At 60.3% G+C, this 1078-nt stretch carries 1 protein-coding gene; it reads left to right on the top strand.

All coding sequences use genetic code 11. The annotated features are described in order from the left end of the window. Positions 1-12: 12 nt before the first annotated feature. A partial coding sequence (cydB, locus tag V6584_RS07915; RefSeq protein WP_340470136.1) for a cytochrome d ubiquinol oxidase subunit II occupies positions 13-1078 on the top strand: 1066 nt, incomplete at its 3' end.

Raw genomic sequence — 1078 nt, 5'->3', positions numbered from 1 at the left:
GGTGGTGTTGGCATGAGTTTTCTTCAGGGTTTGTGGTTTGGTGTGATTGGTTTGTTGTTTGCCGGGTTCCTGTTGTTGGAGGGGTTTGATTTCGGTGTGGGCCTGGCGACGCGTCTGGTGGCGCGGGATGGTGAGGAGCGTGCGGTGTTCATGCGTGCGGTTGGTCCTCATTGGGATGGCAACGAGGTGTGGTTGATCACGGCGGGCGGTGCGATGTTCGCGGCGTTTCCGATGTGGTATGCCTCGTTGTTCTCCGGGTATTACATCCTGTTGTTCCTGGTGTTGGTGGGGTTGATCCTGCGTGGGGTTTCGTTCGAGTTCGCTTCTCATGCGGTGTCGTGGCGTGAGCGTGATGTGTGGCAGTGGGCGAATTTCGCGGGTTCGTTGGTGGCCCCGTTCTGTCTGGGGATGATGTTGACGAGTCTGATCCAGGGTCTGCCGTTGGATGGGGCCGGTGATGCGCGTCCCGGGTTCTTCGATGTGTTCAATTGGCTGTCGGTGGTCGGGGGCGTGGCGGTGGTGTTCTTCTGCTTCGTCCATGGTCTTCATTTCCTGAGCCTGAAGTTGGGTGCGGGGGATTCGCGGCGGATGTTGAACGTCAGTTCGAAGTTGTATTGGGTGGCGTATCCGGCTTTGCTGGTGTTCGTGGTCCTGGCTTTCTTCATGACGGATTTCTACCGGGCGCGTCCGGTGTCGTCGTGGCTGGTCACGGTGGTGATCGCGGCTGCGACGGTGTGCGGGCATGTGGCGGCGGTCCGCAAGCGCGGGGGTTGGGCTTTCGCGTGTTCGGGGGTGACGTTGATGGCGGTGATCGCGTTCATCTTCAACGGGTTGTTCCCGCGGGTGATGATCGGTGACGATCCGTCCACGAGCATCATGATCAAGGATGCTTCGGCGTCGCCGTATACGTTGGGGATCATGACGGTGGTGTTGTGTGTGTTGCTGCCGGTCATGCTGGCGTATTTCATCTGGAGTTACTGGGTGCAGCGCGGCCGTCTGGACACGGTGGGCGGTCATCTGCGCCGGGGTCCTGCCCCGGAGGGCCGGGACGCCACCGGACCACAACCAACAAACAAGG

The organism is Bifidobacterium favimelis, from assembly GCF_037963085.1.
Taxonomy (GTDB): Bacteria; Actinomycetota; Actinomycetes; order Actinomycetales; family Bifidobacteriaceae; genus Bombiscardovia; species Bombiscardovia favimelis.
This window is presented reverse-complemented; position numbering and strand designations above follow the sequence as displayed.